The organism is Xanthobacter cornucopiae (assembly GCF_043195065.2).
Classification (GTDB): Bacteria; Pseudomonadota; Alphaproteobacteria; order Rhizobiales; family Xanthobacteraceae; genus Xanthobacter.
In genome coordinates, this window is sequence record NZ_CM195531.1 from 2,356,373 (window position 1) to 2,381,339 (window position 24,967).

At 70.5% G+C, this 24,967-nt stretch carries 13 protein-coding genes and 2 pseudogenes; 10 read left to right on the forward strand and 5 right to left on the reverse strand.

Annotated features, from left to right (window positions below; translation table 11 throughout):
• Positions 1 to 67 precede the first annotated feature (67 nt).
• Together V5F53_RS10490 and V5F53_RS10495 are read left to right on the forward strand one after the other, a co-directional pair.
• Positions 68 to 973 (forward strand): DUF3616 domain-containing protein, encoded by a 906-nt coding sequence (locus V5F53_RS10490; protein WP_393996380.1) that lies wholly within the window; start codon positions 68 to 70, stop codon positions 971 to 973.
• Positions 974 to 1,273: 300 nt separating this feature from the next.
• Positions 1,274 to 1,768 carry a sterol desaturase family protein gene (locus tag V5F53_RS10495; RefSeq protein ID WP_393996381.1) on the forward strand — a complete coding sequence of 165 codons (495 nt, stop codon included), beginning with the start codon at positions 1,274 to 1,276 and terminating at the stop codon, positions 1,766 to 1,768.
• Positions 1,769 to 2,071: 303 nt separating this feature from the next.
• Here the strand turns inward: V5F53_RS10495 and V5F53_RS10500 are convergent, their stop codons facing one another.
• The 4 genes from V5F53_RS10500 to crtY are packed head-to-tail and all read right to left on the reverse strand — an operon-like array spanning position 2,072 to position 6,946.
• Positions 2,072 to 3,331, reverse strand: coding sequence for a glycosyltransferase (locus V5F53_RS10500; protein ID WP_393996382.1), 1,260 nt, complete (start codon positions 3,329 to 3,331; stop codon positions 2,072 to 2,074).
• Positions 3,328 to 4,266 (reverse strand): phytoene/squalene synthase family protein, encoded by a 939-nt coding sequence (locus V5F53_RS10505; protein WP_393996383.1) that lies wholly within the window; start codon positions 4,264 to 4,266, stop codon positions 3,328 to 3,330. Before V5F53_RS10505 ends, V5F53_RS10500 begins: the two co-directional genes overlap by 4 nt.
• The gene (locus V5F53_RS10510) at positions 4,263 to 5,792 is read right to left on the reverse strand and encodes a phytoene desaturase (protein ID WP_393996384.1); all 1,530 of its coding nucleotides are present in this window, start codon (positions 5,790 to 5,792) and stop codon (positions 4,263 to 4,265) included. Before V5F53_RS10510 ends, V5F53_RS10505 begins: the two co-directional genes overlap by 4 nt.
• On the reverse strand, positions 5,789 to 6,946 hold the full coding sequence (crtY, locus tag V5F53_RS10515) for a lycopene beta-cyclase CrtY (RefSeq protein WP_393996385.1): 1,158 nt from the start codon (positions 6,944 to 6,946) through the stop codon (positions 5,789 to 5,791). The genes V5F53_RS10510 and crtY overlap by 4 nt, the downstream gene beginning before the upstream one ends.
• 486 nt (positions 6,947 to 7,432) lie before the next feature.
• On the opposite strand from crtY, the pseudogene V5F53_RS10520 reads away from it, so the two are divergent.
• Positions 7,433 to 8,745: pseudogene (locus V5F53_RS10520) on the forward strand (transposase); the annotation flags it as partial.
• A gap of 242 nt (positions 8,746 to 8,987) precedes the next feature.
• Positions 8,988 to 9,772, forward strand: a pseudogene (locus V5F53_RS10525) (IS5 family transposase).
• Between the two features lie 477 nt (positions 9,773 to 10,249).
• Here the strand turns inward: V5F53_RS10525 and V5F53_RS10530 are convergent.
• Positions 10,250 to 13,357, reverse strand: coding sequence for an Rne/Rng family ribonuclease (locus V5F53_RS10530; protein WP_393996386.1), 3,108 nt, complete (start codon positions 13,355 to 13,357; stop codon positions 10,250 to 10,252).
• Positions 13,358 to 14,400: 1,043 nt separating this feature from the next.
• Here V5F53_RS10530 and V5F53_RS10535 point away from each other — a divergent pair.
• From V5F53_RS10535 to V5F53_RS10560, 6 genes are all read left to right on the forward strand, one after another.
• Positions 14,401 to 15,711 (forward strand): N-acetylmuramoyl-L-alanine amidase, encoded by a 1,311-nt coding sequence (locus tag V5F53_RS10535; RefSeq protein ID WP_393996387.1) that lies wholly within the window; start codon positions 14,401 to 14,403, stop codon positions 15,709 to 15,711.
• A 394-nt stretch (positions 15,712 to 16,105) separates the two neighbouring features.
• Positions 16,106 to 18,517: a penicillin-binding protein 1A gene (locus V5F53_RS10540; RefSeq protein WP_393996388.1), complete on the forward strand. Its 2,412-nt coding sequence runs from the start codon at positions 16,106 to 16,108 to the stop codon at positions 18,515 to 18,517.
• A gap of 326 nt (positions 18,518 to 18,843) precedes the next feature.
• Complete coding sequence (locus V5F53_RS10545) at positions 18,844 to 21,417, forward strand: EAL domain-containing protein (RefSeq protein WP_393996389.1); 2,574 nt, start codon at positions 18,844 to 18,846, stop codon at positions 21,415 to 21,417.
• A gap of 278 nt (positions 21,418 to 21,695) precedes the next feature.
• On the forward strand, positions 21,696 to 22,826 hold the full coding sequence (gene prfB, locus V5F53_RS10550) for a peptide chain release factor 2 (RefSeq protein WP_393996390.1): 1,131 nt from the start codon (positions 21,696 to 21,698) through the stop codon (positions 22,824 to 22,826).
• Positions 22,827 to 23,069: 243 nt separating this feature from the next.
• Complete coding sequence (locus tag V5F53_RS10555; protein ID WP_393996391.1) at positions 23,070 to 23,498, forward strand: Rieske (2Fe-2S) protein; 429 nt, start codon at positions 23,070 to 23,072, stop codon at positions 23,496 to 23,498.
• A 304-nt stretch (positions 23,499 to 23,802) separates the two neighbouring features.
• Positions 23,803 to 24,702: a helix-turn-helix domain-containing protein gene (locus V5F53_RS10560; RefSeq protein WP_393996392.1), complete on the forward strand. Its 900-nt coding sequence runs from the start codon at positions 23,803 to 23,805 to the stop codon at positions 24,700 to 24,702.
• The last annotated feature ends 265 nt before the right edge of the window (positions 24,703 to 24,967 follow it).

The window sequence follows — 24,967 nt, forward strand, 5'->3', positions numbered from 1 at the left end:
CATTCGGGTTGAACTGAAAAAAAGATCATTTAAGGGTTGCAACACCCGCAGCGGAACGGGGGCAGGGATGCGCATCGCCATTCTTCTTCTCTTGAGCGGCACCGTGGCGGCGGCCGCCGCCGAGCCCCAGCGCTATGTCGGCATCTGCGAGCCGTCCGGCGGCGCCTTCATCGACGCCACCCATTTCGCCGTGGCCAGCGACGAATCCAACGTCCTGCGGATCTACAAGCGCGGATCGCCCGACATCGTCGATTCACCGAATCTCACGAAATTCCTCGACTACGACAAATCCGACATCGAGGGCGCGGCGGTGGGCGACGGCGTCATCTATTGGACCGCCTCGCAGTCGGAGAACTCGAATCACAGGGACGGGAAGCGGAAGGTGGTCTTCAAGACCGCGATCAAGGCCGGCGAGAGGTCCCCCACCCTGGAGCCGGTGGGCGTGGTGCGCGAAGATCTCAAGGCCGACATCGTCCGCCTTTCGGGCGCCACGGCGCAGACCATCAACGTGGAAGGCCTCGCCGCCACGCCCAGCGGCGGCCTGCTGTTCGGCCTGCGCAACCTGGTGGATGGCAAGGCGGTGGTGGTGCACCTGGAAAATGCGGACGCCGTCCTCGCCGCCCAGGATAACCGGCCCCAGTTCGGCGAAACCGCGCGCCTCGACCTTCAGGGACGCGGCGTCCGGAGCCTTGAACGGGTGGGCGAGCGCTATCTGATCGTCGCCGGTAAACCGGAGGACCAGGGTTTCGTCGGCTATGCCCTGTATTGGTGGGACGGCACTCCACAGCACGCCGCGGAGCCCTGGAGCCGGCAGCCGGACTTCGCCGGGCTGGATCCCGAGGTCGCCATGCCGCTGCCCGGCGGCAAGATCATCCAGATCATCAGCGACGACGGCGACCGCTGCCCGAAGGTGAAGCTGGAGGACCCGCCCGTGTCCACGCGTGGCTTCCTCAGCATCGACGTGCCGTTCTGAGAGCCGGCCGGGCGCACGATCCAGGACGGCAACCCCTCTGGAGTACCGCCAGAGCGAGAACCGCGCCACGTCGACGCCGGCCGGAGCAGCCGGGCGGCAAGCCTCGGCAAGGGGCGAACCGCCGCCACGGCAGGGCTCGGGGCGGCGGCGCCAGCCGGGGAACCAGGCAGGAGCGCTCGCCCCCGGGCCGGGTGGCGACGGCTCATCCCCGAGCGGGTTTTGATTTTCACCATGGCGCCGCCGGCCGCCTGCGCCTAAAGCTCGTGAATTCCCTGCCAGGGAGCCGCGGGGCCGCGCGTCATGACCATCGTCTTCAACCTGCTGATCGTGCTGCTCACCGTGGCCGCCATGGAGGCCATTGCCTGGACCGCGCACAAATATGTCATGCACGGATTCGGCTGGGGCTGGCACAAGTCGCACCACGAGCCGCGCACCGGCGTGTTCGAGCGCAACGACCTTTATGCCGTGCTGTTCGCCGCCCTCGCCATCGTTCTCATCGCCATCGGCCGCCATGGCGCGCCGGTGCTGTGGGTGGGGGTGGGGATGACGGTCTATGGCTTCCTTTATTTCCTGGCCCACGACGGCATCGCCCACCAGCGCTGGCCGTTTCGCTACGTGCCCCGCCACGGCTATCTGAAGCGGCTGGTGCAGGCCCACCGGCTGCATCACGCGGTGGAGGGCAAGGACGGCTGCGTGTCGTTCGGCTTTCTCTACGCCCCCTCGGTGCCGGCCCTGAAGGCCCGGCTCAAGGCGCTCCACGGCGACCGCCTCAAGGCGCCCGACGCCGCCGGATAGGGGCTCCGGCGCGAACCCACACACGCCGCCAAGCCCTGCGGCGGCCAAGCCCTGCGGCGGCCAAGCCCTGCGGCGGCCAAGCCCTGCGGCGGCCAAGCCCTGCGAACCCGTCGCGCGACCCGAGGACGGGCAAGCCGCGCCAAACCCGCGCCAAGCCAGACCAAAGCCTTGACTCATGGGGCTTTGAGCAAGCCTGCGCGGCGCTTGAGCGGACCCACCTGGCCCCGGTCGAAGAGCGGGGCCGATGGTATCAGCGCCCAAACCAGCGCCAAGCCAGCGCCCCAACCGGGCCGGCGGCGCGGATCACCCCACCGCCGCCACGATCCGCTCCGCCGCCATGGCGACACCCCCACCCGTCGCCATTTCCGCCGCCAGGCGCCGTGCCGCCGCCCGATGAGCCGGCTGCCTCAGCACCCGGTCCAGCGCCCCGGCGAGGCGGCGCGCGCTGGCCCGGCCTGCGGGCACCACCTCCGCCACGCCGGCCCGCGCCAGCCGAGCGGCGGTGGCCGGCTGCTCGAAGGCGATGGGCAGCGCCACCAGCGGCACCCCCTCGGCCAGGGCATCCAGCGCCGTGTTCATGCCGCAATGAACCACCGCCGCCGCGCAGCGGCGCAGCACCGCGCGCTGCGGCACGAAGGCGTGCACGTCGGCCAGCGGTCGCAGCCGCGCCACCTGCGCCGGCGCCAGCAGGCCGCCATGGGCGATGACGAGCCGCGCCCCGAGCCGCCCCGCAGCCGCCGCGACCTTCACGAACACATCGCCCCGCGCGCCCTGCAACGTGCCCAGGGAACAGAACACCAGCGGCCGGCCGTCATCCGCCGGCGGGGTCCAGCCGGCATCTCCGGCGGAGAACGCCGAGGGCGCTTCGTCATCGCGCCAGGGCGAGCCGTAGTGGAAATGGGCGGGCAGCGCGGCGCGGGGAAAGTCCAGCCCGCGCGGCATCTGCGCCACCGTCAGGAGCGGCGAGAAGCCCTGGTCCAGATCGGGATCGAGGCCGAATGCCGCGCCGTGCCGGGCAAGAACCCGGCGCATGGGCGTCATCAGAAGGTCGGTCACCTGATAGCCGCCCCGGTTGCGCACCCGCCCGCGCTCGCTCCCGTCATAGGGCCAGGGCACGAACGGGGGCGGCACGCCGATCTCGCGATCAAGCGGCAGCGCCGTGGCGGTGGAGACGAACGGCAGCCCCAGATGGCGGGCGACGAGGCCGCCGGCGGCCTCGGTCTGGTCGGCGATCACCGCCTCCGCGCCGATGGCGGCGAGCGCCCCCGGCAGCTCGCGGCACAGCATGTCGGTGAGGGCGGCGGTGGCGCGCAGGGTGGCGACGAGGCCGAAGAGCCCGTTCGGCCGCGCCAGCCGCCGGAGATAGGCCGCGAGCGCCCCCGGCGGGTGGCTCGCCCGCCCCACCGCCGCGAAGCCGGCGCCGCGCCCCTCCACCAGCCCCGCCGCATCGGCCATGTGCAGGAAGGTGACGCGGTGGCCCCGCCGCCCCAGTTCCCGGGCCAGCACCAGCAGCGGGTTGTAATGCCCCGGCAGCGGCGGGGCGACGACCGCGAAATGGGTCATCGCGGGCGGGTCCACAGGTGCGCCGGCCGCACCGGCGGCGGCCCGGCGATGCGGCTGCCCATGGCCTCGGTGATGCCGCGGGCCAGCAGCACCAGCTTGTGCGCCCGGCTGGTGGACACCCGCCGGTCCCAGGCGGCAGGCCCGCGCCGGCGCACCTCCAGCCCGATGGCGCGATAGACGCCCCGTGCCGCCGCGATGGCCGACGCCGAGCGCAGCGGCAGCGCCCTGAGGCCGATGAGCGCCTGGTCGTAATAGGGCTCCGCCGCATCCAGCAGGTGCGCCACCCCCCGCGCCAGGGCGGCGCGATGGCGCGGATCGGCCAGTTGCTCCGCCGGCACCCCTTCCGCCGCCAGCAGCTCCGCCGGCAGGTAGACCCGGCCGATGCCGGCATCCTCCACCACGTCGCGGGCGATGTTGGTGAGCTGGAAGGCGAGGCCGAGGTCGCAGGCCCGGTCCAGCACCGTCTCGTCCTGCGCGCCCATGATGAGCGCCATCATCACCCCCACCACGCCGGCGACGTGATAGCAATAGGCCAGCGTGTCATCGAGCGTGTCATAGCGCCGGCCGTCCACGTCCATGCGGAAGCCGGCCAGCAGGTCGAGGGGATAGCGCTCGGGGATGGCATTGCGCCGCACCACCTGGGCGAAGGCGGCGAAGGCCGGATGGGCCGAAGGCATGCCGCGATAGGCCCGCGCCGTTTCCTCGCACAGCGCGTCCAGCCGCGCCCCAGGGGTGCTGGCCGAGGCGATCCGGCCATGACCCAGCACCTGCCCGTCCACCACGTCGTCGCAATGGCGGCACCAGGCGTAGAGCATCACCGCGTCGGCGCGGGTGCGCGCATCGAACAGGCGGGCGGCGGCGGCGAAGCTCCTGGAGCCCTGGGCGATGGCCTGCTCGCTCGCCCCGAGCACGCTTTGCCCGCTGTCCGCCGTCATGCGCGCTGCACCCCAATCTTCCCGGCGGCGAGGTCGGCGAGGATCAGACCGGCGGTAGCCTTGGCCGAGCCCACCACCCCCGGCACGCCCGCCCCCGGATGGGTGCCGGCGCCAGTGAAATAGAGATTGGCGATCTTGTCGTCGCGATTGTGCGGCCGGAACCATGCCGACTGGGTCAGGATCGGCTCCACCGAGAAGGCCGAGCCCAGGTGGGCGTTCAGTTCGTCGCGGAAGCCGAAGGGGGTGAGAAGCTGCGTGGTGACGATGGACTCGCGCAGGCCCGGCAACAGGCGCGCCTCCAGGTGCGCCAGGATGCGCTCGCCATATTCGGGGCCCACCCTGTCCCAGTCCAGGTCCGCCTTGCCCAGGTGCGGCACCGGCGACAGCACGTAGAAGGCGGTGCAGCCGGGCGGCGCCAGGCTTTTGTCAGTCACGGTGGGGGCATGGAGATAGAGCGAAAAATCGTCGGGCAGCCCCGGGCCGCTGAAAATGTCGTTCACCAGTCCGCGATAGCGCGGGCCGAACAGCACCGTGTGATGGGCGAGATGGTCCCAGGTGCGCCGCGCCCCGAAATAGGTGACGAACAGCGACATGGAATGCCGCTTGCCCGCCAGCCGCGCACCCTCGCGCCGGCCGCGCGGGGTGTTGCGCAGCAGCTTGCCATAGGTGTGCACCACGTCGGCGTTTGAAGCGACAAGGTCACACGGTACCGTCTCGCCGCCCTTGAGGCGCACCGCCCGGGCGCGCCCGCCCTCCACCAGCACCTCCTCCACCGGCGTGGACAGGCGGATCTCGCCGCCTAGTTCCTCGAACAGCCGCACCATGGCGCGCACCAGGGCGCCGGTGCCACCGCGCGGAAAGAACACCCCCCATTTGCGCTCCAGCGCATGGATCAGCGCATAGATGGAGGAGGTGGAGAACGGATTGCCCCCCACCAGCAGGGAGTGGAAGGAGAAGGCCTGGCGCAGATGGTCGTCGGAAATGAACTTCGACACCATGGAATAGACCGAGCGCCACGCCTGCAGCCGCATCAGCTGCGGAGCGGCCTTCATCATGTCCGCGAAGTGCAGGAACGGCACCGCCCCAAGCTTGAGATACCCTTCCTCGAACACCGCCTGCGAATAGACCAGGAAGCGCCGGTAGCCCTCCACGTCGGCGGGGGCGAAGGCGCGGATCTGGGCATCGAGGGCGGCCTGGTCGTTCACATAGTCGAATGTGCGCCCGTCCGGCCACATGAGGCGGTAGAAGGGCGAGACCGGGATCAGCTCCACATAGTCGGCGAGCCGCCGGCCCGCCGCCGCGAACACCTCCTCCAGGCAGGTGGGATCGGTGATGACGGTGGGCCCGCCGTCGAAGGTGAAGCCGTCGTCCTCGTAGACATAGGCGCGGCCGCCGGGCTTGTCGCGCTTCTCATAGAGGGTGGTGACGAGGCCAGCCGCCTGGAGGCGGATGGCGAGGGCGAGGCCGCCGAAGCCGGAGCCGATGACGGCAGCGGTGCGGAAGGTGCGGTTGGCATCGAGCATCATGGGCGGGTCGCGGCGCGTCGGGTCTCGGGAAGGCAGCGCGCGGCGCGCAGGATCGACACCGGCGGCCGTCCGGTGAGAATGCGCGCCTTGTCCGCGAGGGTGAGCCGGTCCGCGTAGAAGCGGGCGATCAGGTCCTCGGACAGGCCATAGAAGCGTTGCAGGATGATGTAGCGCCGCTCGGGCGCGGCGGCGCGGAACAACATGCGGTTGAGCAGGCGGAAGAAGCCGCGCCGCTCCCAGGTCTCCACCGCGTGGCGGCGCACCGCAGCGGCCAGCGCCGGGCCGGACAGGTCCGCCAGGGTGCTCACCCGCTCCGCCAACGCCACCGCGTCGGGCAGGGAATAGCCGGTGGTGGGATGGAACAGCGCCGCGCGTAGGCCGGTGCGGGCGATAGCCCCATCGGTTTCCGCGAAATGGGCGCGGATATCGCCGCCGAGCGCGATGGGCAGCACGCCGGTTTCCTCCCGCGCCACATAGTCCAGTTCCCAGCCCTGAGCGGCGATATAGGCGCCGATGCGCGCGCGCACCGCCTGCACCGGCAGGTCCGGCCCGTCGGCGTAATAGGTGTCCTCCACCAGCAGGGTGTCGGCGTCGAGCGGCAGCACGTAGACGAAGCGATAGCCGTCCAGCTGCGGCACCCGCGCGTCCATGAGCAGGGGACGCGTCAAGCCGTGGGGGCGGGCAAGCCGCAGTTCCTGCCCCACGAACTTCTGGAAGCCGAGATCGAGCTGGGGCGCCGGCTGCGCGCCGCGCCCGTCCACCACCGCATCGGCGACAAGGCGCGTGCCGTCGGCCAGGACGACATGGGTGGGCGCCAGTTCCACCACCGGGGCATGGGTGCGGATGCGCGCGCAGATGCGCTCGGACAATACGGTGGAAAGCTGCTCGGACGTCACCGCCCCGTACTGACCGGAAAGGGTGCGCGAGAAGGCGGGGAAGCGCACCTCATGGCCGCTCCAGGCGAAGGCGCGGAACGGGGCGATGAAGGCATGGCCAGCGGCGTCGAGATCGGACCCGTGGAACGACCAGGTGTGGTTGCCGCCCACGCTGTCGCCGGCCTCCAGCAGCAGGAAGCGCACATCGCGCCGGCGCTCGAACAGGCGGGCGGCGATCAGGCTGTTGGCAAGCCCCGCCCCGACGAAAAGGATCTCCATGCGCCGGCCCCTCCCGCCCGGTTTCCCATCCGCCCCCCCATTTCGCATATCGCTTTCGCGGCGCCACGGCCAGCTTTTCGCGCTGCACGAGCAGGACGACGGCCGCCACCGGCACCCCCGTGCCGTCGCGGCCGGCGCCTTGCCCCACCGCCGGTGGACAGCGCGGGTCCCCGCGCGGGAAGCCCCGGGCGGATCGCGGACGCCGCGGTGCCTCATTCCGGTCAGCGCGGGCGGGCCGGCGACGGGCCGCGCAGCCTCCTGCCCTGGAGGGGCGGACGGATTGGAGGCTGACGAGCGCCGGCCCGGCGGCCACCATCAGAACGGGCGGAGGGGAACGCAGGGCCACGCCGCTGCGGGAGACGCCGCCGTGGCGCCGGAGCATGCTTCGCGCCGGTGACGGCCGGACCACCGCCTCGGAGACTGCCCAAGCAACGGGCAGGACGGGGCGGGCCGGAAGTGATTCGCTTGACTCATGGCCAATGACTCATGGCCAAGGTGTTTCGCTCCTGGGAGATGGATCAGGGCTGGCCTTTGCCGGCCTCGCTGCGTGAGCTTGTGCCAGCGGGGCACGTGGCTCACTTCATCCGGAACACGGTGCGGGAGACTCGGACCTCTCTATCATTCTCGAGACCTGCACCGGGGAGCGCGGCTACCCGCCCGACCATCCTGGCACGATGGTGGCGCTGCTTCTCCCCGGCGACAGCCGAGGGATGTCGTCCTCGCGCCAACTCGCCCGCGCCGGCGCGGAACGGGGCGACGTGATCGCGCCGGCGGGCCTGAGCCGACCCGACTTCCGCACCATTTCCGACTTTCGCAAGCGCCACGTCGTGGCTCTGTCGCACCTGTTCGTGCAGGTTGCATGGCTCTGCCGGTCCTACTGCTATGGCGGGGAGCCGGCCTGGTCCAGTTTGCCCAGGTGGCAACGGACGGGACCAAGCTGACGGCCGACGCCTCGCGCCATGAGGCGATGACCCACGGGCGGAAGAAGACGAGGACGCCGGCGTTGGCGGCTGAGGGCGACGCCGGGCTGGAACGGGCGCGCGTGGCGGATGCGGACCATGAGCGGGCCCAAGGCGCGGACCGGCGCGGACCGGCGCGGCGACGGGATGCCAAGCTGGACGGCCGACAAGCGGCGCCGGCTGGAGGCGATCCGCGCCGCCGAGGCCGCGCTGGAAGCCGCGGCTGCCGATCCGCCCGATCCTGACGACGAGAGTGGGCCAGGAGCCATGTCAGGCATGCGCTGACAGGGGCGGCCGCTCTGCGGCGAGGACGGCAGCCCGCCCGACCGGGCGCAGCCCACCTTCACCCACCCGGACGGCCGGACTTTTCCCACCCGCGACGGGTTCGTTCAGGGCCAAAATGAACAGGTGGCGGTCGATGCCGCGCATCAGGTGATCGTGGCGCATCACCCCGTGACGAACTCCGCAGACACCCGCGCCGCAGGTGTTCAATCCCGGCTCGTCATGGCTTTGCCCGCGAGCCGAACCTGGCTGCGCTGAAGGCGCGCGATCAGGGCCTGTCTCACTCCGGGCCGCGCGCGTCACCGCGAGGCGGATGCGTTCGACCGGCGGAGGCAGGCGAAGATGCCCCTGATGAGCGCGATGGCGGCGCGGCGGAAGAGGACCGGCCGGTGGAGCCGCCGCCGGGTCAGACAGCAGAGGGTCGAGCCGGTGTTCGGGCAGATGAAGCACGCCACGGGCTTCCGCCAGTTCCTGCCGCGCGGGCTCGATCAGGTCCGAGGCGCATGGGTCTTGATCTGCACCGGCCACAACCTCCCGAAGCGGGCTCGGGTCATCCACCGATCCCGGCAACCACGCTTCGTCCCACCGGATCCCGCCATCAAGCAGGACCTCCACACTCATTCCTCGGACAGGCTCGAAGCTGGGTGCCCCTGTGGAAGATGGGATCATCCGCCCCGCCCACGGCGATGGGGGCCTTCTTTCCATCGCGCAGGGAACAACCCGCCGGCCTGAGAGCCCGTTTGGAAATTCGTGCTCTGGGGATTCCTTTCTGTTGTTGGTGCTTATGATTCAAGCCCTGGATGTGGACAGCAGAGCAGCGGGACCGGATGGCCAGGATCGCCCGGAAGACGAAACGCTATCCGTCGGATCTGACGGATGAAGAACGGGAGCGGGTGGCGCCGTTAATGCCGACTACCGGGCGACGGGGCGGCCCCGCGAGATGGAATTCCGGGAAGTCATCAATGCGGTGCGCTATCTGGTGCGTTCAGGCGGCGGCTGGCGGATGCTGCCGATCCATTTCGGACACTGGCGCACGGTCTGCGGCTGGTTCCGGGAACTGGCGCGCCGGTTCCTGTTCCAGACCATCCACGATGTTGAACTGATGCTCGACCGTGAGCGGGCGGGGCGTGAGGCAAGCCCGACGGCGGCGGTGATCGACAGTCAGACGATCAAGGCGCCGCAAGCCGAAGCCAGGGGTTACGACGCCGGCAGGAAGAGCGTCGGGCGCAAGCGCCACATCGCGGTCGATACCGATGGGCGGCTCCTGCCGGTCAATCTGACCACCGCGGACATCTCCGACAGCGCCGGCGCCCAGATGATCCTTGATGCGATGCGCAAGCGCTGGCCGTGGGTGAAACACCTTTTCACCGGCGCCGCCTCCGACCGGCTCAAGCTCATGGACAAGGCCGCCTCTCTCGACTTCGTCGTCGAGATCATCCGCCGCCGGGTCGTCGAGCGCACCTTCGGCTGGATGACCCGATGGAGCCGCCTCGTGCGCGACTAAGAGCGCCGCATCGACGTCTCAATGGCCATGATCCTCGTCGCCATGGGCGCAAATCTCGCCCGAAGAAATGCCCAGCCGTGAGTTTCCAAACGGGCTCTGAGGCCTCGCCCCGCGCCGCGGGGTGCCGCCAGTCCCGGCCAGAAACGCCACGCGGGCAGCCGCTGCGATGCGACGAAGCCGGTTCCCACCGGAGCAGCGCGCCAGCGACCCATCCCCTCGCCGCTTCGGCAAGAGGCCGCCCGTTTCAGGGCAGAGAGACCGCTCTCCCGCCTGGTATGCCAGCGAACTTGTGGCCGGCATCCAAGTGGGATGTCGGGTGGCGACGCCCAGAAGCATGCAGGCGGGCGACGGGCAGGTCTACCCGGTCACATGCGCCGCGAGCGAACGCGGGATCACCGCCCCTGGGGAACGTCGATGAGCACAACCGGCGGGGGCGCGCCGATGGAGAGTGACGCCGCCCAATCCGCCAGGCAATCCCGGGCACAAGGGCGCGAGGCGTTCCCGCACCACACCAACAACCGCCAGCCGGCCGCGCGTGGCGGCCGACTGGCCAGAACGTCACTCGCCGAACAACTTGCGCTGCCACCAGCCCGAGCGCGGCTTGGCGGACGGGGACGAGGAGTCCTCGCCGGGGCCGTCGGGGGTATCCGCCGACGGCTCCCCAGGCGCGGGCTCTGGCGGCGTTGAAGGCTCCGATTCGCCGGTGTCGGGGGCGGCTTCGGCCACCGTCTCGGGCGATGGGGTCGCCTCCGCCGCCGGCACCACCGGCGTCTCCACCGCGGACACCGCCGGCGCCTTCTCGCGCACAGTGGAGCGGCGCCGGCGCCGGGTGGGCTCCGGCTCGGCCGGGGCCTCAGCCTCGACCGGCGCCGCCGGAGCCGGAGCCGGCTCGGCGGCCACGGGCTCGGATCCGTCGGCCACGACGGGAACGGCGGCGGGAGCACGTGCCTCGACCGCCTCCGGCGGTGTCACCACCGGCCCAGCCTCCGGCTGCTGCTCGCCGGTTTCCTCCACCGCAGGGGCGGCGGGGGTGGCGGCGAGGACCTCCTCCGGCACTTCGGCGGCATCGCCGGCGCCTTCGGAGCTTTCCTCATCGAATGCGGACGAGCCCTCCTCGCCCTCACGGTCACGCCGGTTGCGGCGACCGCCGCGACGGCCCCGGCGGCGACGGCGGCGCTCGCCATTGTCGTCCTCCTGCTCGTCATCGGCGGCGGCATCGTCCTCTGCGTCGGCGGCGGCATCGGCAGTCTCCACCGCCTCGGCCTCCTCGCCCTCCCCGGCGTCCTCATCCTCATCCTCGCCCTCGGCGGCCGGATCGCGCGTCTCCTCGCGCTCGCCGGGACGGCGACGACGGCGACGACGGCGGCGGCGCGACTTGCCTTCGTCCCCCTTGTCGGCGCTCTCCCCGCCATCCGCGTCGGTCTCCTGGACCTCCTGCGCGTCCTCGACCTCCTCCTCGTCCTCCTCGATGAAGGCTTCCTCGGGGGCGATGGAATCGGGATGGACCGCCGGCGCGGCGCGGGGCGGCGGGGCCGGGGGCACGGCGAGGTCGCCCTTCTCGATGACGAACGGCTGGTGGCCGGTCACCGTCTCGTCGGCGGCGATGGACAAGGTGACGTTGAAGCGCTCCTCCAGGTCGCGCAGGTGAGCGCGCTTCTGGTTCAGCACATAGAGCGCCACCTCGGTGCGGGTGCGGGCCACCAGATTGTGGCTGGCCGCGCGCAGCAGCTGCTCTTCCAGCGCACGCAGGAGCTGCAGCGACACCGAGGCCGCCGAACGCACATGGCCGGTGCCGCCGCAGTGCGGGCACACCTCGATGGAGCTCTCCAGCACGCCGGTGCGGATGCGCTGGCGCGACATCTCCAGCAGGCCGAAATGGGAGATGCGGCCGATCTGGATGCGCGCCCGATCGTTCTTCAGGCAATCCTTGAGCTTACGCTCCACCGCCCGGTTGTTGCGCTTCTCCTCCATGTCGATGAAATCGACGACGATGAGGCCGGCGAGATCGCGCAGGCGCAGCTGGCGGGCAATCTCCTCGGAGGCCTCCAGATTGGTCTTGAGCGCGGTGTCCTCGATATGGTGCTCGCGGGTGGCGCGGCCCGAGTTCACGTCGATGGAGACCAGGGCTTCCGTCGGGTTGATGACGATATAGCCGCCGCTCTTGAGCTGCACCACCGGCGAGAACATGGCGTCGAGCTGCTGCTCCACCCCGTGGCGGGCGAAGATCGGCTGCGGCTCGCGATAGGGCAGCACCAGCTTGGCATGGCTCGGCATGAGCATGCGCATGAAGTCCCGGGCCTCGGTATAGCCCTCCTCGCCGGCCACCAGGATATCGTCGATATCCTTGTTGTAGAGGTCGCGGATGGCCCGCTTGATCAGCGAGCCCTCCTCATAGACCAGGCTCGGCGCGGCGGACGAGAGGGTGAACTCGCGCACCGTCTCCCACAGCCGCAGGAGGTATTCGAAGTCGCGCTTGATCTCGGTCTTGGTGCGGTTGGCGCCGGCGGTGCGCAGGATGATGCCCATCCCCTCCGGCACCTCCAGGTCCTGCACCACTTCCTTGAGGCGCTTGCGGTCCACGGCGTTGGTGATCTTGCGGGAGATGCCGCCGCCCCGGGCGGTGTTGGGCATCAGCACCGAATAGCGGCCGGCCAGCGACAGGTAGGTGGTGAGGGCGGCGCCCTTGTTGCCGCGCTCCTCCTTGACCACCTGCACCAGCATCACCTGGCGGCGGCGGATGACCTCCTGGATCTTGTAGGTGCGGGCACGCCGCTGCGGCGCGCGCTCGGGCACCTCCTCCAGGGCGTCCTCGTCGGAACCCAGGTGCTCGATCTCGTCCTCTTCGTCGATCTGCTCGACGTCGCCGTCGTCCTCTTCCTCCTCGTCGTCCTCGTCGGCCCGGCGCGACTCGGCCGGGGCATCCAGAGGGGCGTCCTCATCCGAGGCCAGCCGGGGCGCGGGATGCACCTCCGCCTGCTCAGCCTCCTCGCGGCGCTCGGCCTCGTCGGCGCGCTCGTCCGCGCCCGCCTGCTCCACCGGCTCCGGCAGCGGAGCGCCAAGGGCCGCTGCGGCGGCCGCCTCGGCCACCGCCGCGCGAGCCTCCTCCGCTTCGGCCGGGAGCAGCAGATCGCTGACGGTATCGACATGCCCGACCGGGGCCGGGGCGTCCGTGTCCGCGCCGACCAGCGGTCCGTCCTCGTCGGGACCGGCGGCATCGACAGCGCCCCCCTCGGCGGCCACGTCCCGCGCTTCGGCGGCCGGAGCGGCGGCCGGCTCATCGGCCTCCTCGCTCACCGCCGCATCGGGGCGGGCCTTGCGGGAGCGGGCGCGCTCGCGGCGCTTGTCCCGCAGGTCGGCCTCGTCCTCGGCAAGGCGCGCGGCGCGCTCCTCCTCCTCGATCAGCGCCATCCGGTCGGCCATCGGGATCTGGTAATAATCCGGATGGATCTCGCTGAAGGCGAGGAAGCCGTGGCGGTTGCCGCCATATTCGATGAAGGCGGCCTGGAGCGAGGGCTCCACGCGCGTGACCTTGGCGAGATAGATGTTGCCCCGCAACTGCTTGCGGGATGCGGACTCATAGTCGAACTCTTCGACCCTGTTCCCGCGCACGACCACGACCCGGGTCTCCTCCGGGTGGGTCGCATCGATGAGCATCTTGTTGGCCATGGAAATCTCTCTTCACGGCGCTGGAGCCAAAGCTCCGCCGCAAGTGCCGGGGGGTCTCGCAGGGACCCGCCAGACCACCGCGCGAACGCCGGATGTGATGTCGGATAGAGGCAGAGGATCGGTCGCGCGGGGGCGTGTCGCTCACACCCTCGACGTCGGGGCACACTCTGGCGCGGCGAACGCGCCGGTCGTGCGGATAAAGGTCCATGCCCTCGGTTACCCGGTCCTCGATGAAAGGTCCAACCGGCGCCGGAGCCTAGGCCCCGATCCGGCTGCGGTACACGCCCGCCCGATTCCCCAGATCGTCCCTCGAAGGCGTCATTCGGAAAGGTTGCCGGAGCCGCCGCGCGGAGCGCCGCCGGTTCCCTTTCGCGGCTTGACCACGGCGAGGGGGAACGACCGGCGACACAGGCTGAGCACCCCCGCTCCATGGCGCGCCGCCGAAGGACGACGCGCACTCCGGCCCGGGAAGGATCACCCGCGGCAGCCGCGGCAGCCGGTGGCCGAAGAGAGCCTGGTCCGGAACGCGAACTGTGTACCCTCCTTTTGTAGACGCCCCGCTTCCTGCTTGGCAAGGTTTATGCGTGTGCCGATGATCTGCGGGACCGTCGCAAACGGGCGCCACGGCTTGCGGGCGCACGGTCGGCGGCGGCGCGCGCCCCTTTCGGGAAGACCGCGGCCCGGCGGCCCGCCTCCGGGCCCGAGCGGCCCTTTCCGCATGGGCAGGGGGGATGTCAACCAAAGGTTAACGGACCCGCCCCTATCCGTGGAGAGACTGCGGCACGGCGTGGCGATCCCCACCGCGCGCCTCGCCCGGCGACCGGCAAGACGGGATGCGCATGGTCCAAACCACTTGGCACATCACATTTTTCCGCCCAACCGGGGCCGCCGGAGCCAGCCGGCCGCCCGGCCCCGCCCCCTGCCCCGCTCCCCGCCCGGAGCGGCCGGGCGGCGCCGCCATCGGCGCGATTCGGGGCCGATGCGGGCGGCGAAGGCCAACCCTGCCGGCGCCACGGACCGGCCGGGGCCCAGGCCTGGCCACCGTGCTTGCGGCCATCCTTGGCGCCGGCCTCGCCCTGTCGGCGCCGGCCATGGCGGCCGGGGTCGGAGGTCCGCCGGCGACGACGACAGCGACAGCGCCGGACCACCCCGCCATCGCCCGCGACGCCCGCCTGGCCGGCGACGAACAGCGCACCCGCCTGATCGTCGACCTCGACCGCGCCGTGGACATCCGCACCTTCACCCTGGCCAATCCCTATCGGGTGGTGGTGGACCTCGGCGACGTGGTCTTCGCCATGGCGCCCGAGCCGGCGCAGAAGCAGCGTGGGCTGGTCTCCGCCTACCGCTACGGCGTGCTGGCGCCGGGCAAGGCCCGCATGGTGCTGGACACCAGCGGCCCGGTGGCCATCGAGCGCGCGTTCGTCCTCGACGCCCAGGACGACCAGCCGGCCCGGCTGGTGGTGGATCTCGCGCGCACCGACGCCGAGACCTTCGCCCGCGCGCTGGGCGCGCCCGCCTCCGGCCGCGGCGCGACCCCACCCGGCCCGCCTCCCGGCGCGCCGGGCGCATCGGCGGCGGCGCCCGCCGCCGGCGCGAGCGACACGCGGCCGGTGATCGTGCTCGACCCCGGCCACGGCGGCCTCGATTCCGGCACCACCGGCTACAGCGCCTACGCGGAAAAGAACATCGTGCTCGAAACCGCCCTGGCACTGCGCGACAAGCTGGAGAAAACCGGCGCCTACAAGGTGGTCATGACCCGCAGCACGGATATCTTCATTCCCCTCGGCGAGCGGGTCCGCATCGCCCGCGCCAGCCGCGCCGCCCTGTTCATCTCGCTGCACGCCGACGCCCTGGCCCGCAATGACGGCAAGGCGCGCGGCGCCAGCGTCTACACCCTGTCCGATACCGCCAGCGACGCCGACGCCGCGCGGCTGGCCGAAAAGGAGAACAAGGCCGATCTCATCGCCGGCGTCGATCTCAGCGACGAATCGGAGGAGGTGGCGGGCATCCTGGTGGATCTGGCCCAGCGCGAGACGCGCAGCTTCTCCGCCCACTTCGCCCGCGAGCTGGTGAACACCATGAAGGGCGTGGCGCGGACCCACAAGGGCGCGCTGAAATCCGCCGGCTTCCGGGTGCTGCGGGCGCATGACGTGCCCTCGGTGCTGGTGGAGCTCGGCTACATGTCGAGCCGGGACGACCTGAAGCTGCTGACCTCCGAGAGCTGGCGCGACCAGGTGGCCGACGCCATGGTCGCCGCCGTCAACGACTTCTTCGCCGCCGCCGGAACCGGCGCCCGTGCCCCGGACGGCAGCCAGGCGACCGCCCGCGCCGAGCCGGCCAAGGGCGGCAACTGAGCGCACGGAAGACGCGCCTCCTTCCTCTTTGGATCGCGCCGGGCGGCCCGCCGCCGCCAACATGCGCGCGCCGGTTGCCGCGGTCGCGAAGCGGCCATGTTTGGCGGCCATAGCGGGCCCCGACACCGGCCCCAGGGCCGCCCTCCCGCGCATCCCAGGGGGAGCACGGGCGACGCGGCGTGACTTCCGTTGCGGAAGACGACACCTGTCGCGGGGAAGTGATGGCGAACGGGCATGGCGGCGGCACTGCGCCCGCCTCCACCGCTTCGCAGTGGAGCCGAGTCGCGGTAAGGCGTAAGCGTCGCCGCCGTGGCGCGGCGGTGGCGCAGGATCTGCGTGCCCCGGCGGCGCGCACTGAATGACGTGCTCGAATGACGCGGAGGAGCCCGGCGAGATGAGTGTGATGATGCGGTTTCTGGGCTTCCTGTTCGCGCTCTTCACCCTCGTGCTGCTGGTGGGGGCCGCGGGCGCGACCTATTTCGTCTGGAAGTATTCCCGGGATCTGCCGGATTACACGCAGCTCCAGAATTACGAGCCGCCGGTGATGACCCGGGTGCACGCGGCCGACGGTTCGCTGGTGGCCGAATACGCCAAGGAGCGCCGCCTCTACGTGCCCATCCAGTCGGTGCCCAAGCTGGTCATCGAGGCCTTCCTGTCGGCCGAGGACAAGAATTTCTACGAGCACGGCGGCGTCGACCCGACCGGCATTTTCCGCGCCGCCTCGTTCTTCCTGCAGAACTACGGCAAGAACGTCCGGCCCCAGGGCGCCTCCACCATCACCCAGCAGGTGGCCAAGAACTTCCTGCTGACCAACGAGGTCTCCATCGACCGCAAGGTCAAGGAGGCGCTGCTGGCGCTGCGCATCGAGCGGACCTATTCGAAGGACCGCATCCTGGAGCTCTACCTCAACGAGATCTACCTCGGCATGGGCGCCTACGGCATCGCCGCCGCCGCGCTGGTCTATTTCGACAAGTCGGTGGAGGAGCTGAACATCCAGGAGGTGGCCTATCTCGCCGCTTTGCCGAAGGCCCCGTCCACCTATAATCCGTTCCGCGAGCGCGCCCGCGCCACCGACCGCCGCAACTGGGTCATCGACCGCATGGTGGAGAACGGCTTCGTCTCTCCCGAGGACGGCGAGGCGGCCCGCAACGCGCCGCTGGAGGTGACCCCCCGGCCGACCGGCGCCCAGATCTTCGCCGCCGAATATTATGCCGAGGAAGTGCGCCGGCAGATCTATGAGCGCTACGGCGAGGGCAAGCTCTACACCGGCGGCCTCTCCGTGCGCACGCCGCTCAACCCGCAATTGCAGGCGCTGGCCAAGAAGACCCTTTCGGACGGGCTGGTGCGGTTCGACGAGCAGCGCGGCTGGCGCAAGCCCGTCACCCATATCGAGATCGCCGGCGCCGACTGGGGCGCCAAGCTGGGCGAGGTGAAGGAGCTCACCGACATTCCCTGGCGTCTCGCCGTGGTGCTGGACGTGAACAAGGACGCCGCCCGCATCGGCCTGCAGCCGCAGCGCACCAAGTCCGGCGCCCGCTCCACCGAGCGCGAGGTCGGCCTCATCACCGCCGACGGCGCCAAGTGGACCCGGCGCCCCGTCAACAGCTTCCTGAAGACCGGAGACGTGGTCTACGTGGAGGCCATGCCCGACCGCCAGGGCCAGTACCGCCTGCGCCAGCTGCCGGCCGTGGAAGGCGCCATGGTGATCATGGAGCCCACCACCGGCCGCGTGCTCGCCCTGTCCGGCGGCTTCTCCTATGACGAGAGCCAGTTCAACCGCGCCACCCAGGCCATGCGGCAGCCCGGCTCCTCGTTCAAGCCCATCGTCTACGCGGCCGCCCTGGACAATGGCTACACGCCCTCCTCCATCGTGGTGGATGCCCCGTTCGAGCTGGAGCAGGCCGGGCAGGCCACCTGGCGGCCGGAGAATTATTCCGGCAAGTTCTATGGCCCGCAGACCCTGCGCTTCGGCCTCGAGCAGTCGCGCAACGTGATGACCGTGCGCCTCGCCAACGATATCGGCATGCCGATCATCGCCGAATACGCCAAGCGCTTCGGCGTCTACGACAACATGGCGCCCATGCTGTCCATGGCGCTGGGCTCCGGCGAGACCACGCTGATGCGCATGACCGGCGCCTACGCCATGATCGCCAATGGCGGGCGCAAGGTGACGCCGTCGCTGATCGACCGCATCCAGGATCGCTATGGCCACACCATCTACCGCCATGACGAGCGCGAGTGCCGTGGCTGCGACGCCGACAAATGGGACAACCAGCCCGAGCCGACCCTCATCGACCGGCGGCCGGTGGTGCTCGACCCCATGACCGCCTATCAGATCACCTCCATGATGGAAGGCGTGGTGCAGCGCGGCACCGGAACCGCGCTGAAGGAGCTGGGCAAGCCCATCGCCGGCAAGACCGGCACCACCAACGACGAGAAGGACGCCTGGTTCGTCGGCTTCACCCCCGAGATGGTGGTGGGCGTCTATCTCGGCTACGACCGGCCCAAGCCCATGGGCAAGGGCTCCACCGGCGGCGTCATCTCCGCCCCCATCGTCCGCGACTTCATGAAGGTGGCGCTGGCCGATCGCCCCGCCATCCCTTTCAAGGTGCCGGCCGGCATCAAGCTGGTCCGCATCGACCGCAAGAGCGGGCAGCGCACCGGGTCCGGCGACGGCAACGCCATCCTGGAAGGCTTCAAGCCCGGCACCGCGCCGCCCGACAGCTACTCGGTGTCGGATTATTCCGGCTCCGGCGGCGCCACGGCGCCGGGCGACTCCCGGTCCAGCACCGGCGGCCTGTATTGAAGAAAAGGCGGCCGCCCGGGCCGCCCGCCGCCCGGGCGGTGGACCAGCATGTTCTCGCCGGCGCGCGCCCCGCACGCGGAACGTGCAAAACCGGGCCAGGCACCCATATTTGAACCGATTTCGCGGGCCAGCCGGCGCAAATCTTAGCCGCGCTCAGCCAATTAGATACGCGACGCGCGGGGCCGCCGTGTTGTAGCATCGCAGGGCATCGTTTAAGCTTGGCGGTATTATGGCGGCCTGCAGGATCAAAACGCGCAGCTCAATCGCACGGGCGGGACGCGCACGTTCCCCCGGTCAGGCGGCGGGAACGACATGGGGCGGGCGTGATGAGTGAGAGCGTGTTCGGGGATCTCAACACGCTGGCGTTGAGCAAATGCCTGGACGCGGTGGTCTTCATCGACGACAAGAACGACGTCATCTTCTACAACGATGCCGCCGAGCGCCTGTGGGGATGGCCGCGTGAGGCAGTGCTGGGGCGCAATGTGTCGTTCCTGGTTCCCGTGCGGTGGCGCGACCAGCACGATTCCCTGGTCGACGCCCATCGCCGCTCGGGCATCGACCGGATCGTCGGCACCACCCGCGACGTCCCCATCGAGCGGGCGGACGGGGCCCAGGCCTGGGGCCAGCTTGCCCTGTCCCACGCCAAGCTCGACGGAAAGTCCTTCTACGCCGCCTTTGTGCGCGACATCACCGCCGACGTACGCCGCCGCGAGCAGATGCGGATTCTCTCCCTGGTCGCCGAAACGACCGGACGGGTCGTCATGGTCATGAACGGTCAATCGCAAGCCGTTTACATTAACCATGCGTTTACGGAGATATTCGGCTATGCTACCGCAGAGATGGTGGGGCAGCGGCCCTTCGACGTTCTGGCCGGCGCCCCCGCCAGCAAGGACTTGACGGACCACCTCCTCGACCGGCTGCAGCAGTTTCCCGGCATCACCGAAGAGATCCTGCTCACCAACAGCTCAGGAAGGGGCGTCTGGGTGTCCGCGACCTTCAATCGTGTGGTCGACAGCACGACGGGCGAGATCTCGAACATCGTCGCCGTCCTGGCCGATATCACGCAGATCAAGCAGATCGAGGAACTGCAGCGCGACGTGCTCGCGGCGGTGGTTTCCGACGAACCCATGACCGACGTGGCGGACCTGATCTGCCGCAAGGTGGAGGCCATCGCGCCGGGCGTGATGAGTTCCATCATCGCGGTGACCGACGAAGGACTGCTGCAGCCCATCGCCGGCCCCAGCCTGCCCCAGAGCTTCAGCGCCGCGGTGGAGGGCATCGCCATCGGCCCCGGCGCCGGCAGTTGCGGCACCGCCGCCTTCCTGGGCGAGCCGGTGCTGGTGGAGGACATCGCCACCAGCCCGCTGTGGGACGATTTCCGCTGGCTGCCGCTGCCGCCGCTCCTGCAGGCCTGCTGGTCGGTTCCGATCAAGCTGCGCTCCGGCAAGGTGGCAGGCACCTTCGCCTTCTACTTCACCGACCGCCGCAACCCGTCGGCGTGGCACGAGCAGATCGTCAACGCCTGCATTCATTTGTGCGCGCTCGCCATGGAGCGTCAGGAATCGAAGCGCCACATCGCCCGGCTCGCCTCCATCGACACCCTGACCGGCCTGCCGAACCGCACCGAGATCCTGCACCTGATGGGGGACGAGCTGCTGCGCGCCGATGCGCTGAAGCTGCCCTTGGCGCTGCTGTTCCTTGATCTCGACCACTTCAAGGACGTCAACGATACCCTCGGCCATTCCACCGGCGACCGGTTGCTGGTGGAGATCGCCCGGCGGCTGAAGGCGCAGTTGCGCACCGGCGACGTGGTGGGACGCATCGGCGGCGACGAATTCGTAATCCTCATCCACAATTGCCGGGGCGACGAGGCCGCCCGCATCTCGGCCCGGCTGCTCGAATATCTCGCCATGCCGGTGAACATCGAGGGGCTGAACCTCGCCATGTCGGTGAGCATCGGCATCACATTGTTCCCGGACCACGGGCGCGATGCCGAGACCCTGCTGAAATATGCCGACGCCGCCATGTACGAAGCCAAGCGCGAAGGCCGTGGCAAGTTCCGCTTCTTCACCGAGGATCTCAACCAGCGGGTCCAGAACCGCCTGGTGTTGTCGGTGGCCTTGCGCAAGGCGATCCAGAACAAGGCGTTGAAGCAGTATTTCCAGCCCCAGGTGTGCATCGCCGACGGCTCGCTGCACGGCGTTGAAGCGCTCAGCCGCTGGCACGACCCCATCCATGGCGACGTGCCGGCGCCGCGCTTCATCGCCCTGGCCGAGGAATACGGGCTGGTCGACGGCATCGACGAATGGGGCGTGGAAACCGCGTGCGCGCAGATCGCCAAGTGGCGCGCCGAGGGCCTGCCGGTGCCGCACATCTCGGTGAATCTGTCCCCCCTCAGCTTCCGCAGCGGAACCATCGTGGACGTGATCGCCGCCGGCCTTCGGCGGTACAACATCCAGCCCGACGACCTGCGGGTGGAGATCACCGAGCGGGTGATGATGGACCAGCACCCGAATTCCCTGGCCACCGCCCGCGCCATTGAGGCGCTGGGGGTGCGGATCGCCATGGATGATTTCGGCACCGGCTATTCCAGCCTGTCGTCGCTGGCCCGGCTGCCCATCGCCGAGCTCAAGATCGACCGCTCCTTCATGATGAGCCTGGAGCAGGACCAGAACGCGCAGGCGCTCGCCACGGCCGTCGTGCGCATCGGCCAGAGCCTGGGCATGACGGTGGTGGCCGAAGGCGTGGAGACCGAGGCCCAGATGGCACTGCTGCGCGAGCTGAACTGCCACGCGGCCCAGGGCTACCTGTTCGCCCGCCCGCTGGCCTGCGAGGATTTCGAGGCTTGGTATGCCGCCCGCCTGCAGGGCGGCTGCGCCATCGCCGTCGGCAGCGCCTGACCTCGCGCTCCACCACGAGACCCTGGCGCGCGCCGGCGTGACCCCTTCCCCGAGCCACGGGCCCGCCCCCTCCTGGCGCGGAGCAAACGTTCCTTTGCCCGCTGACCGACGGGCCCCCACCCCACCCCGCCCGGTTGTCTGGCCCCCGCGCCTGTCATCCGCCGCGCGACGCCGACGGGACCCGCCGACGGCTTCGCGGCCCGGAGCCGGCGAACGGGCGTTTACACCTGCGCGCCCGGCCGCTATTTTCCGCGGCCCTATCCGGAGACCATGAAGCCATGCGCGCGGAACTCGCCGCGAAAGTCGACGAGATCAAACAATCTCTGGACCTGTTGCGCTCACATCTCGACGTGGACCGCTCGCGCCGCCGCCTGGCGGAGCTGAACGCCATCGTCGAGGACCCCAGCTTGTGGAACGAGCCGGAGCGCGCCCAGAAGATCATGCAGGAGCGCACCACCCTGGAGGACGGCCTTAGCGCCATCGACCGGGTAGAGCGTGACCTGGCCGACAATATCGAGCTCATCGAGCTGGGCGAGGCCGAGGCCGACGAGGGGGTGATCGCGGAGGCCGCCGGTGCTCTCGACGGGCTGAAGGCGGAACTCGCGCGCCGGGAGCTGGAGGCCCTGCTCTCGGGCGAGGCCGATTCCAACGACACCTACCTGGAAGTCCACGCCGGCGCCGGCGGCACCGACAGCCAGGACTGGGCGGAAATGCTGCTGCGCATGTACCGCCGCTGGTGCGAGCGCCATGGCTTCAAGGTGGAGCTGATGGACGAATCCCAGGGCGAGCAGGCCGGCCTCAAGTCCGCCACCATCCAGGTGAAGGGCCACAATGCCTATGGCTGGCTGAAGACCGAGGCCGGCGTGCACCGCCTGGTGCGCATCTCGCCGTTCGATTCCAACGCCCGCCGCCAGACCTCGTTCGCCTCGGTGGACGTCTATCCGGTGGTGGACGACCGCATCGTGGTGGACATCAAGGAAGCGGACGTGCGGGTGGACACCATGCGTTCCGGCGGCGCCGGCGGCCAGCATGTGAACAAGACCGAATCAGCCGTGCGCCTCACCCACATTCCCACCGGCATCGCCGTGGTGAGCGAGGGCGACCGCTCCCAGCACAAGAACCGGGCCACCGCCTGGAACATGCTGCGCGCCAAGCTCTACGACCTGGAGCTGAAGAAGCGCGAGGCCGAGGCCATGGCCGAGCAGGCGGCCAAGACCGACATCGGCTGGGGCCACCAGATCCGCTCCTACGTGCTCCAGCCCTACCAGCTGGTGAAGGACCTGCGCACCGGCGTCACCTCCGGCACGCCGCAGGAGGTGCTCGACGGCGATCTCGATCCGTTCATGCAGGCCGCCTTGGCGCAGCGCGCCTATGGCGGGGGACCGGACCAGGTGGAGGACGTGGACTGAGGCACCCGGCGCCCCCCGCGGGGGCGCCACGCCGTGAAGACCCACACGCCGGGGACACAGCGGGCGCCCCCGCTCACCACTCGCCCCCGCTCTGCGGTCCGGCGGCCGGCGCCGGGCGCGGTGCCGCCATCGCCCCCGGCCTCGGCTCTGCGAGGCCCGGAGAGGCCCGTTTCCTGCATGCCGGCGGGGACAGCCCGCGTCCCACCTTTGGGAAGGGGCTGCCTGTCTGGGAGGGCACATGTCATGGCTGAGCTGTTCGCGGTCTGCGCCACGTACGAAATCGACCGGGGAGACGCGCGGGGCTTCGTGCTCGCCCGGCTGGAGGCCGATGGCAGCAGCCGGCCCTGGCCCATCCTCATCACCCGCACCGGCGACAGCTTCCACGGCTTCGAAAATGCCTGCCCGCACCAGGGCACGCGCCTGGACACCGTCCCCGGGGAATTCCTGGACAAGGACGGTGCCGTCCTCGCCTGCGGCCGGCACGGCGCGACGTTCGATCTCGCCAGCGGGCAGTGCCTCGACGGCCCGTGCCAGGGCCAGGCACTGACGCCCATCGCGCTGGTTATCGACGACGGCGACGTCTGCCTGGTGGACGTCGCCCTGGCCGAGGAAGACGGCATGGACATCGAGGACCCCAACGAGGTCCCGGAAGTGATGATCACCGGCGACTGACGGCGGCGCGCCCCGACGCCGAGGGCGGGCCGCGCCCCCCATGCCGCGGGACGGCGGAGCGCGAAGCCCGCGTGGGCGGGCGGGCCCGGGACACCGCCGCTCAGGCCGATCAGACCACTGTTTTTATTGACATGACATGGCACCCGCGCATGCTGGCCGGGATCGATCCTGGCCGGCCCGGAGCGTGCGCAGGATTGGGCGCCTCCGGTTCGGTGTGGCAGCGTCTCGCGCGGCGGGCGGGGGCGGCTCCGGCGCCGGGCGCGTACGCGGTGGTGCCGGCCGCCGGAAAAGGGCGGAGACCACGATGACGGCGACGCAGGACGCGCTCACCCCGCCCACGCCCCGGGACAGCCTCGGGTGCACGCTCGATGCCCTTGAGCGTCACCAGGAGGTCAGCGGGCCGGGCTATGTGGTCTATCGCAAGACGCTGGCCACCACCGGGCCGCGGCCGGTGGAAACGCCGCCGAGCGGGCGCGGCCTGCTGGTGGGCATCTCCCTGTCCGCCGGTCATCAGCGGCGGGTGATGAATGGCGGCCGCTCCACCCTGTGCCACTTTGCCCCCGGCAGCTGCTACATCCGCCCCTTTTCCGACCGCTACCGCGCCGACATCGAGACCGGCTTCGACTTCTGCCTGCTCGAGCTCACGCCGGAAGCGCTGCAGGGCACGCTGGCGGAACTGGAGCTGCCCTCCACCGAGGCGCTTTACTGCGCACCGGGACAGAACGATGAGGTGCTCGGCAGCCTGGCGCAGGCGCTGCTGCCGAGCCTTGCCACGCCGGGGCAGGCCACGCCGTTGTTCGTGGACCAGGTGGTGAGCGCCATGCGCACCCATCTCGCGCAGCGCTATCATGGCGCCACGGCGCGCGCGCCGCGCAGCCGGGGCCTCGCGCGCGAAGACCTTGCCCGCGCCAAGGAAATGTTGGCCGCCAGCCTGGATGGCCAGATCCTGATCGGCGACATCGCCTCCGCCTGCGGCGTGTCGCGCAGCCATTTCATCCGCGGCTTCCGCGCCGCCACCGGCGTCACCCCCTATCATTGGCTGCTGCGCCAGCGGGTGGCCCGCGCGCGCGATCTCCTGGTGCAAACCGATCTCTCCCTCGCCGATGTGGCCGTGAGCTGCGGCTTTTCCGACCAGAGCCACATGACGCGCCTGTTCACCAAGATCACCGGCGCCACGCCCGGCGCCTGGCGCCGGCGGGCGTAGCCCCCAGGGCCCGCCGCGCGCGGCGGGTCCACGCCGGTGGCGGCGCGCCCGCCATCCCCCCCATCTCCGGACATGCCCCTGCCGGCGGCGACCCGCGCGCTCCCGTCCCGTGCGCGGCCGCAGGCGCGGGGACACCTGGGCGCGGGACACCTGGGCGCGGGACCCGGCTCCGATCGTCCAAAAGCTCTGCCTTTCGTGCAAGACGCCGACGCGGGTGCGGCGCGATAGTGCCGGCGCGACACAAGGACCGCCGGTGCTCACAGCC